At 71.0% G+C, this 9,426-nt stretch carries 6 protein-coding genes and 1 pseudogene; 3 read left to right on the top strand and 4 right to left on the bottom strand.

Annotated features, from left to right (window positions below):
* The first annotated feature begins 454 nt into the window (after nucleotides 1–454).
* Both ACFYY6_RS31735 and ACFYY6_RS31730 read left to right on the top strand, forming a co-directional pair.
* Nucleotides 455–856, top strand: a complete 402-nt coding sequence (locus ACFYY6_RS31735; protein WP_351524930.1) for a hypothetical protein — start codon at nucleotides 455–457, stop codon at nucleotides 854–856.
* Nucleotides 857–904: 48 nt separating this feature from the next.
* Nucleotides 905–1,252: pseudogene (locus tag ACFYY6_RS31730) on the top strand (aldehyde dehydrogenase); the annotation flags it as partial.
* 27 nt (nucleotides 1,253–1,279) lie between these two features.
* Here ACFYY6_RS31730 and ACFYY6_RS31725 read toward each other — a convergent pair.
* Nucleotides 1,280–1,687: a cupin domain-containing protein gene (locus ACFYY6_RS31725; RefSeq protein WP_351524932.1), complete on the bottom strand. Its 408-nt coding sequence runs from the start codon at nucleotides 1,685–1,687 to the stop codon at nucleotides 1,280–1,282.
* Between the two features lie 698 nt (nucleotides 1,688–2,385).
* Between ACFYY6_RS31725 and ACFYY6_RS31720 the strand changes: the two genes are divergently transcribed.
* A complete protein-coding gene (locus tag ACFYY6_RS31720) occupies nucleotides 2,386–3,132 on the top strand; it encodes an SDR family oxidoreductase (RefSeq protein ID WP_351524929.1) in 747 nt (248 codons plus the stop codon).
* A gap of 213 nt (nucleotides 3,133–3,345) precedes the next feature.
* Here the strand turns inward: ACFYY6_RS31720 and ACFYY6_RS31715 are convergent, their stop codons facing one another.
* From ACFYY6_RS31715 to ACFYY6_RS31705, 3 genes are read right to left on the bottom strand one after another with little or no spacing between them, the layout of a single operon-like run.
* Nucleotides 3,346–5,478 (bottom strand): ATP-binding protein, encoded by a 2,133-nt coding sequence (locus ACFYY6_RS31715; protein ID WP_351524928.1) that lies wholly within the window; start codon nucleotides 5,476–5,478, stop codon nucleotides 3,346–3,348.
* Entirely contained in the window at nucleotides 5,475–6,179 is a 705-nt protein-coding gene (locus ACFYY6_RS31710) for a DUF4255 domain-containing protein (RefSeq protein WP_351630561.1), read from the bottom strand. The genes ACFYY6_RS31715 and ACFYY6_RS31710 overlap by 4 nt, the downstream gene beginning before the upstream one ends.
* Nucleotides 6,176–9,343: a hypothetical protein gene (locus ACFYY6_RS31705; RefSeq protein ID WP_389196839.1), complete on the bottom strand. Its 3,168-nt coding sequence runs from the start codon at nucleotides 9,341–9,343 to the stop codon at nucleotides 6,176–6,178. The genes ACFYY6_RS31710 and ACFYY6_RS31705 overlap by 4 nt, the downstream gene beginning before the upstream one ends.
* Nucleotides 9,344–9,426 lie beyond the last annotated feature (83 nt).

Here is a 9,426-nt window from a genome sequence, read left to right as displayed (position 1 = left end):
CGTTTCCCGGCCGCCTGGGCTGGGGAGCGCACCCCGCGCCGGCGCGGGGGGGGGGCCGCAACGGCCAACCCCCCCCCCCCCCCCCCCCCGCCCCCCCCCCCCCCCCCCCACCACGACACGCTTGTCTGCCAGGGAGAGGCCGAAGTAGGTCAGCAGCCGGTATCAGGGGCTTCCAATTGACCCCCAGTCATGACGGGTAGGAACGCGTCTGCCCTTGCTTGGCACGAACGAACTGGATGGACCAGACCAAACCCTCCGTATAAGCGGCTCCCTTTCCGGTCGCCTCTCCCCCGGTCCTCATTGATGGTGCTTCCGTATCGGTCACCGGCGCTCCTCGACCCGATCTTTCGACTGTGCGCTCCCGTATTTTGGCCGCATGGGGCGGGGCGCAAGTCGGGCATACGGAAGAACACTGGCAGCCGAGTCGACACGGTTTCCTTCTTACGCCACCCGCATGAAGGTCGTCTTGCGGGTCGCCGACATCACCGCGTTACTGAGAGGAAGAAACTCCCAAAGCCGAAAGGATCCGATGATGGCAGAGCAGGCAAGTGGCACGGCTCAGTGGACGATGATCGACAAGGTCTCGGAGGAGATCCGGTCCGAGCCGTGGAGCATGTACTGGCGTGAATGGAAGAGTGAGAGCGATGAGTTCGCCCGCTTTCTCCGTGACCCGATCAGCGTGCTCGCAGGCGACATCCGCGAGGTCGAGCGGGATTGGACGGTGTCCTCCACCATCGCCAACCATCACGTGGGCATCGGGCACAGCCCCATCTGCATTGTCGCGATTTCCGTGCCGAGCGAGCGCCGCGTCTATCTGTGGATGTACAAGCACGCCCCGGACGGAGCGAACGCGTAGGCGCCCTCCCGGTCAACTTCTCGACTTCACCCGCGTGAAGGCCGCCGACCTCCAGGCCGGGCCGTCGCGGCGCGTCTGTCCGTCCTGCCCAGCCTTCCTCCGCAGGATGAGCGGGCGGTTCTTCCGGTGTGCCCGCTGGACCGAGCGGTCGTCCTCAGTGCCCATCCGGGGAAGGTGGCGGTGGGGACGCGGGCCTGGCTCGGCGGGGACGGGATCGTCGACGATCCAGTGCTGTGGCCGGAAAGGTTTGGCGACGGCAGTGCCGTGCTGCGGCCAGCCGTCCATCAGGTCGGCAGCGCCGGCGCCGGTCGACTACGGAGGGAGCTCCCCTTCCCCTGCGTGTGGGTGGCGCCCTGGAGCCGGGCGGACGGCATCGCTCCGCTGCGTGACACGCTCCGGCGCGCGATCTCGCGAGCGGCGTGATCACTCGAACGGGGCGGCAGGTCGGTCGGTCGGCCGGGGAGCACGCAGGTGGGCCCGCTTCTGCAGTTCCTCCCCGTCGACCAGTTCGAGCATGGGCCTTCCCGGCGCACACATCATGGTCACCACGAACCGGGTCCGTGCGTCCGTCAGCGCGTTTCCGTCCTGGTAGTGGATGACGTCACCACCCGGCTCCCAGAATGTGCCGCCTGTCTCGATCACACGCTCGGGCTCGCCTTCGAGTTCGAAACGGACGGCGCCCTCGATGACGTATCCGAAAGCCGGTCCCGAGTGGCGGTGCGGTGGAGTGCCCGGGTCGCCGGGCTCCCACTCCACGTACACGGTCATCGCCGAAGCGCCCTCGGGGATGGCGATCGGCGAGGCGTCCTGCAGCACCTTCACCGCCGTCATCCAGCTTTCCGATCCGTCGTACTGATCGGCTCCGTGCGCGTGCGCCGAGTCCTTATGGGTCACTGTGTCGCACCTTCCGTAGGTCCACCGTGTCATGGGATGGGCGCACCGCCCGTAAAAGGTCAGGTAGCGATTCCATGACGGTACGACAGTTTCGACCGAGAACCCCGGAATTCTGTGACAGCTTCGGCCCGTCGCCGCCCTGTCGCAACCGCGCGGTCCCGCACGATGTCGCCGCCGAGGTCGCCCATGTCGGCGTGGGGCTGCCGCTTTTCGGCGTTCTCGAATCACAGGCCTCGAGAAATGCCGTCTGGACGGCCTCACCGCAAAACTCTTCGCGGCCCGTCGTTTCGCCATCCCGAAGGTCTCGCCACGGATTCCGGCTCGCCTTCATCGGCGCGATCCGTGCCGATGAACGATTCGGAGCCGGATCGAGTACTCACCCGGTCCGCGCTTTCCGCCGACAGGCGTCTTTCATGTCGCTTTCCAGTGGCTGATCCGCCCCCCGTCGCCTGGTGGGCCATCATGCCTCGTGCGGAAACCCGACCGTCTCGTGGTGAAATCTCTCGATCTTCACCCGGACGCCTGTCACACATGCAGTGACCACCCTGTCTCACCCGATACGAGCCAGCGGCCGACCAGACGGACCATCTGGCATCGGAAGAAGCAGAAGAATCTCCGAGAGAGGATTTTCCATCATGAAGATCGCAGTGATCGGTGGTACCGGACTCATCGGCTCGAAGCTGGTCGCCAAGCTCAACGAGCACGGCCACGAGGCGGTGCCTGCGGCGCCCAGCACCGGCGTCAACACACTGACGGGCGAGGGCCTTGCCGAGGTCCTGAAGGGCGCCTCGGTCGTGGTCGACGTGTCGAACTCCCCTTCGTTCGAGGACGATGCCGTCATGACGTTCTTCCGCACCTCGACCACCAACCTTCTCAGGGCCGAGGCGAACGCCGGTGTGACCCACCATGTCGCGCTTTCCGTGGTCGGCACCGAGCGGCTCCAGGAGAGCGGCTACTTTCGTGCCAAGCAGGCGCAGGAGGAGCTGATCAAGGCCTCCGGGATTCCGTACTCCATCGTCCACGCCACGCAGTTCTTCGAGTTCGTGAAGGGCATCGCAGCCTCGGCGACCGACGGTGACACCGTGCGGCTGGCTCCCGTGAAGATTCAGCCCATGTACTCCGACGACGTGGCCGCCGCCGTGGGCCGTACGGCTGTCGGCGCCCCCGTCAACGGCATCGTGGAGGTGGCCGGTCCTGACACCTTCCATTTGGACGAACTCATCCGCACGGGCCTCGCGGCCGAGAACGACCCGCGCACCGTCGTGACCGATCCGCAGGCCCGGTACTTCGGAGCCGAGCTTCGGGAGACCACTCTCCTTCCCGGCCCCGACGCGCGCATCACCGAGACCCGTTTCACCGACTGGCTCGCGCGGCAGAGCTGAGTCCTCCCGGGGTGGCCCTGTGGGCTGGGCCACCCGGCCTCGGCCATGCCTTCCGCCGCCCGAAGCGCATCCGAGTGCCGGGCATCCACCCCGAGCAGAGCCCTCTTTGCTGGTCAGCCACGCATGGGGCGCCACCACCGGCGGACGAGGGGCCTCCTCGCGCGTACTCGCCGAAGAGGCCCGGCTTCTTCCGGGGAGGGTGAAGAGAGGGACCTACCCCGCGCCGCGCCCCTGTGTGCGGTCCAGCCAAGGGCCGAACTCGCTCTCCATGACCAGTCGACCGAGTTTGCGGTACTCCTGGAGCACCGCCGAGACGATCTGCTCCATGCCGAGCGGTCCCCCCGACTCCGCCGTCCGATAGGCGGCGGTCACCGCGCAGGCGCGGATCGATCCTCCTGCCAGCTCGAAGCGCCGCGCGCAGAATTCCAGGTCGAGGTCCGCGTCACGCGGGATCGTCGTCCCGAGGCAGCGGTCCCACAGGGCCAGTCGCTGCTGGGCGTCCGGCATGGGGAACTCCGCGATCACGTCGAGGCGGCGGGTGAAGGCCTCGTCGAGATTGGCCCGTAGGTTGGTGGTGAGCACCGCGATCCCGTCGAAGGATTCCATCCGCTGCAGCAGATAGGCCGACTCCACGTTGGCATGGCGGTCCTGAGCGTCCTTGACCTGCGAGCGCTTGCCGAAAATGGCGTCCGCCTCGTCGAACAGCAGGATGCCGTTGACGTCCGCCGCCTCGACGAAGATTCTCTCGAGGTTCTTCTCGGTCTCGCCGATGTACTTGTCCACCACGATGGACAGGTCCACGACGTAGAGGTCCACGCCGAGCTCCGAGGCCACCACTTCGGCGGACATCGTCTTGCCGGTGCCCGACTCGCCGGCGAACAACGCGATGACCCCTCGTCCCCGGCCTCCGCCGGGCCGCATCCGCCATTGGCCCAGCACCTGCTCGCGGTGGCGTGCGCGCAGGGCGAGTTCGGACAGCTGCCGACGGGTCGCGGCGGGCAGGACGAGATCGTCCCAGCCCACGGCCGGCTCGATGCGGCGGGCGAGCCGTTCGAGCCCTGCGCCGTTCTGGGCCCGGACCGCCCTGCGCAGGTCCTGCGCGTCCACCGGACGCTCCTGCGCGGCAGCCAGCCGGGAGGCGACGGTGGCGGCCCTGCGCAGTTGCTCGGAGTCGAGCCGGTAGGACGTGACGGCCGTCGCGAGCTCCTCTGCCGCCCGTACGTTCTCGGGAGGCAGTCCGACCTCGGTCCCGGCTGCGGCGAGTGCCCGGCTCCACCGCCGCGCCGCGCCTGCGGGACCAGGGGGCAGGACAGGGACCGGAACGGGGCTCTCCCTGCTCCAGTGGGGGTCCCAGTCCTTCTTCCCGTACGCGATCAGCGGCGTGCCGCTGATCGCCGCGCAGAGGCTGCCGAGCAGTCCGGCTCCCTCTGGGCGTTCGGGTGCGAGCCCTTCGATCGGCCCGAGGACGACACCGCCTCCGCTCAGCCGGGCCTCGGCCGCCAGGGTCCGGACGAGCTCCGCCGGTTGCGGGACGCCGACGAGCGCCGCGACGTCGACCAGCAGTGGACGCCGTCCCGCGGCGAGCAGCGCCCGCACCGCGAGTCCGCCGGGGTCGCCTCCCCGGTCCAGCAGATGGACCAGGCCGCTGCCCGTGCCCAGCGCCGCCGCGACCCGCAGTGCCTCGGGCTCCGGGCCCGGATCGTCCTGGAGGCCGGCTACCCGGACCAGTCCGCGCAGCCTCCCGTCGGGTTCGTCGTCGCCGAGCAGGTGGGCGGTGACGCGGTCCGGTACCCGCAGCACCCGGGAGAGCAGCGGACGGTCGGCTTCCAGAACCGTCAGCAGTCCGCCCGCGACCAACGGGGCGGACGAGGAGAACCGGAAGCGGCCGGAGCTCGCGGCGGGCAGCCCGCAGAGTTCGAGTGCCAGGCCGATGGTCGGCCTTCGTCGGGTGAGGTCGTCGTTGAGGTAGCCGTAGAGCCGCTCGAACCGGGCGTCGATGTCCGGCGCCATCGCGACCAGCAGCAGATCGACGTCCAGCGGCGTCAGGCCGAACTCCTCGGCGAGCCTGCCGATCCGGCTCCCGGGCGGCGAGTCCGGGCCGGGCCGGGACGCGTACTCCGGCACCGGCCCGAACGCGTCGCGGGCCGCCAGGATCCGTTCGGCACCCTCGGAGGTGAGGTACTGCCCCCGGTAGGGGTCGTCCGCTTGCGGGTCGACGGCCCGCCGGGCCGCGACGGCGTTCCTGACCCGCTGCTCGACGTGGACCAACCGCTCCCAGAGTTCCTCGACGGCCGTCGGGGCGCCGGGCAGTTCACGGACGGTCCGGGTGTCCTGTGCCGTGGTCATCGAGCCGCACTCCCGCGCCTGCGGCGGCCGGGCGGCAGTTGCCGTTCGCGTTCCGCGGCGAAGCCCTGCTCACCGGGATCGGACGCCCCGTCGTAGCGCAGCCTGCGCCCCGGTTCCACCCCTTCGCCGTCCCGTGCGGGCGCGGCCCGCACCACCAGCCCTTCGGTGACCGGCGGGCCGGCGGACGTCCGTTCGCCTTCCAGCGGCGCCCACACCCGCAGGTCGATCGCCGCCTTGAGCTCGCCGCCGAGCGCGGACCACACGTCGGCGGTGGACTGCCGGTCGGCGCCCGAGCCCGCCGCCTCGATCTCCACGGTCAGGCCCAGTTCCGCGAGGCTGCCGGTGAGCGTCCGGGCGGGCAGCGCGCTCGACCGTACGAGGCAGCGCAACACCTCGGAGAGCAGCCGGTGTTCGTCCTGCGGACGGTTGGTCCAGGCGGTCACCAGGTAGGTCAGCTCGAACCAGCGCGGCGGGGTGCGCCGGCCGACCACCATTCCCTCCTCGTCGTGCTCCTCGGCGGTGCCGGTGCGGCGCCGGGTCGCGTCCTCGCGGATGCCGTGCAGGAAGACGCTGACCGTGGGGGCGTTGCGCCGGGCGGCCCAGTCCTTCGTCGGCGCCTCGAAGACCAGGTCGACGCCGCTCTCCTGGAGACCGGCCTCGACCAGCAACAGCCGGAGTCCCTCGTCGACTTCGTGGATCACCGGCGCCCCACCTCGTCCGGCGGGACGATGGCGCCGACGACCACCAGGAACGGTGTGGTGGCCGGGCTGAACCCGGGTCCCGTGGCGGTGATGGTGCGCGGTCCCGTCCGGTCCTTCACCAGGATCAGCAGCTGCGCGATGAAGGTGCCGTCCGCGCGCGGGACGGTGGGCGGCGCGGTCGCCGTGATCCCCGGTTTCCAGGTGAGCCTCACCGGGGCTCCCGGCGGGAAGTCCTTGCCCCGTACGGAGGTGACGAACCCCGGTTTGCCGACGGCGGGCACCGCGACGATGTGGGGCCGGAGAATGCGCAGCGGGCTCCTGGCGACGTTGTCGCGGGTGTCGGCGTCGGTACCGGTCGTGGTCAGCGTGCCGGTGATGGTCGTCCTCAGTGCCCGGTCGGGTGTGAGCACGACCCGGACCACCGTGGAGGCTCCTGAAGCCAGGTCGGGCAGTGTGCACACCCCGGCCGTGCAGCCCGCCGGAAGCGGGCCCGCCGGGACGCGTGCGGGCAGGCCGAGCTTCAGCCGCAGGCCGGTGGCGAGGGCGTTCCGTCCGTTGCGCACGGTGTAGGTCACCACCACCCGGCCGCCGACGAAGCCGGGGTTGGGCTGGGCCCGTACGACGACGCCGGGTCCCGCCTCGGGTTCGGGCGGCAGCGGAGGTGGGGGCGCGGGCGGCGTGGTCGTCGGGGTGGGGGTCGGGGTGGGAGTGGGGGTGGGTGCCGGCGCATCCCGGACCGGGACGACGGTCGCGGTGGCGTTGTCCGTGGGGTTCGGGTCCAGTACGGCGCCGGTGACCGACCAGCCGATCCGCTGGTCCCCCGTGGTCACCCCGGTCAGCCGGACGGTGACGTCCACGCTCTCGCCCGGCCGGAGCACGCCCAGGTCGCACTGCGGCGACTCGGTGGAGCAAGTACCGACGGGGGTGGTGATCCTGTCCAGCCGCACGCCGGACGGCGGGTCGGCGGTGAAGACGGTGCCGGGCGAGGGCGCGGGGCCCCGGTTGGTGACGGTGACCGTCACCTCCCCGGAGGAGCCGGCCTCCACCGCGGGGCCGGTGGGCGGGGCGGTCAGTGCCAGGTCGACCGACTGCTGGAACGCGGGCTCCTTCTGACGCCCGGCGAGTCCGTTCGTCAGCGGCTTCAGGTCGCCGGTTTCGAGGTCGAGCATCTTCAGCCGCTCCCGGGAGTTCGCCTCGACCGTCCGGCGCGAACTCAGCACCAGCCGCCGTCCGTCCGGCGACCAGGCCACGTCGCGGGGCTGGAAGGGGCCGCTCCGCGTGGTGTCGGGAAGCTCCTGCCCGCAGGCGTCGGGGTTGTCCCGCTGGGCGGACGGCAGCAGCACCCGGCACCCTTCTCCGGTGGGCGAGGTCACGAGGATTCCGTTGCGCTCGTTGACCCGGCCACCGCCGTCCTTGCGGTTGAAGGCGATCCGGGTCCCGTCGGGGGAGAACGCCGGGCTGTCGTCGATGATCTTGCATTCACCGGGGCAGGCGGTGACGCTGAGGTCCCGCTGCTGGTCGAGCGCGTTCACCGGGACGGTCCAGACGTGTTTGATGCCGCCGAGTCCGCGGATCACGTGGTTGCGGGTGAAGGCGAGGGTGGTGCCGTCCGACGACCAGGCGGGCTGGGCGTCGCTGCCCGCCAGTTGCCCCTCCGGCGGAACGATCCTGCCGACGATCTCCCCGGTGGCGACGTCCGCGATCAGGATGCTGCTCGGCCCCGGCTTCCCGTCGACCCTGCCGGGCGAGGACCGAGTGAACGCCAGTCTGGTGCCGTCCGGGGAGAAGGCGGGGTCGGTGTCCCAGTCGCCGGGTCCGCGTCCGGCCAGCTTCATCGGAGCCGCATTCGAGCCGTCGGCGTCGGCGAGCCAGATCTGTTCGGGGGGCCCGCCCTCGCCGTTGCCGAAGACGGTCACCACGATACGGCGGCCGTCCGGCGTGTAGCTCTGCCTCTCGGTCCACGGGTCGTAGCCGTCCGCCGGATCGAACAGGGGGTCCTTGGCGGGGTCCTCGTTCGTGTCGGCCTCGGGGTCCTCCTTGAGGATGGTGAGTCCGAGGTCCCGCGGGTCCGATCCGTCCTGCCTGACGTCCTGGAGCGTCACGACGTGCGCCTTCTGGGTGGTCCGCCGGGTCACGACGACGGTCCCGGAGTCCATCGGCCCGGTCCAGGTGGGCGATTCGACCTCACGGTCCTCGCCCAGCACCAGGCCGGGCTCGTTCTCGCCGAAGGAGGTCACCCGGTAGACGTGGTCGTAGTCCTTGCACCCGCAGGTCGTGTCGGGGCTGAGGAAGACCAGGTCGTTCCCGTCCGGCAGCCAGGCGGCGGAGCGGGTGCGCCAGCCGGCCTGGACACCGGCCAGCAGGGGGCGGTCGTTCCCGAGGCCCTCGGTCACCCGCAGGCGGGGGCCGGTCTCCTCGTCCTCGGTGAGCGTGTACGCGACGCGGGCGCGACGGGTGTCGTCGTCCACCGGGTTCCACACCGGTTCGGTCGCGTCGCCGCGCGGCCCGTCGCTGATCCGGGTCGCCCGGCCGCCGGACACGGGCCGTTCGTATATCTGTCGGCCCCTCAGAAGGTCGCCGTCCGCGGAGTACGCGATCCGGGTGCCGTCCGGGGAGAACGTCGGATGGGTCTCGTCGGTGTCCGATTCCGTCAGCCGTCGCAGGCCGGATCCGTCGACCCCCACCGTCCACAGGTCGTGCTGGACCCTGCCGCCGGGCCCCGGCTCCGCGGAGTCGAACACCACGGTCCGCCCGTCCGGGGAGAGTTCGGGGTGGGCGGCGTCACGGTCGGTGGTGAGTCTGCGCACCGTTCCGCCGGCCTCGCGCACGTACACCTGCGGGCGCGCCGTGTCGCGCAGGCTGGTGAAGACCAGTGCCCCGCCGCGCGCGGAGGGGTCCTGGTCGTAGTGGGTCGGTCCGGTGCCGAACAGCGGGTCGCTGGTGCCGGTGTCCGACGGGGAGACCCGGCCGAGGCTGCGGTGCCCGGTACCGGCGAAGGCGATCCGGCCGGCGTCCGCCGGCGCTTCGTCCGCCGCGGCGGCGACTCTCGGCGCACCCTGCGGCGCGGATGCGGAGCCCGCAACCAGAAGCGGTGCCAACAGCACCACCACGCCCGCCAGTCGGTGCAGCCGGGCCCGCCTCGCCGGGCCAGCAGTGCCGGTCACGGCCCACCTCACAGTCTGTTTGATGACGCTCCCCTCACCAGCATCCCGCGCACTCGCGGCCGGGAACAGGCCCCGAGTACCCG

It is taken from the genome of Streptomyces sp. NPDC001750 (genome assembly GCF_042892615.1).
Classification (GTDB): domain Bacteria; phylum Actinomycetota; class Actinomycetes; order Streptomycetales; family Streptomycetaceae; genus Streptomyces.
This window is presented reverse-complemented; position numbering and strand designations above follow the sequence as displayed.

Bases quoted from the DNA above. Each gene is read 5' to 3' on its own strand.
- ACFYY6_RS31725 (WP_351524932.1), bottom strand. From the start codon at position 1,687: ATGACGGCGGTGAAGGTGCTGCAGGACGCCTCGCCGATCGCCATCCCC.
- ACFYY6_RS31715 (WP_351524928.1), bottom strand. From the start codon at position 5,478: ATGACCACGGCACAGGACACCCGGACCGTCCGTGAACTGCCCGGCGCC.
- ACFYY6_RS31720 (WP_351524929.1), top strand. From the start codon at position 2,386: ATGAAGATCGCAGTGATCGGTGGTACCGGACTCATCGGCTCGAAGCTG.
- ACFYY6_RS31735 (WP_351524930.1), top strand. From the start codon at position 455: ATGAAGGTCGTCTTGCGGGTCGCCGACATCACCGCGTTACTGAGAGGA.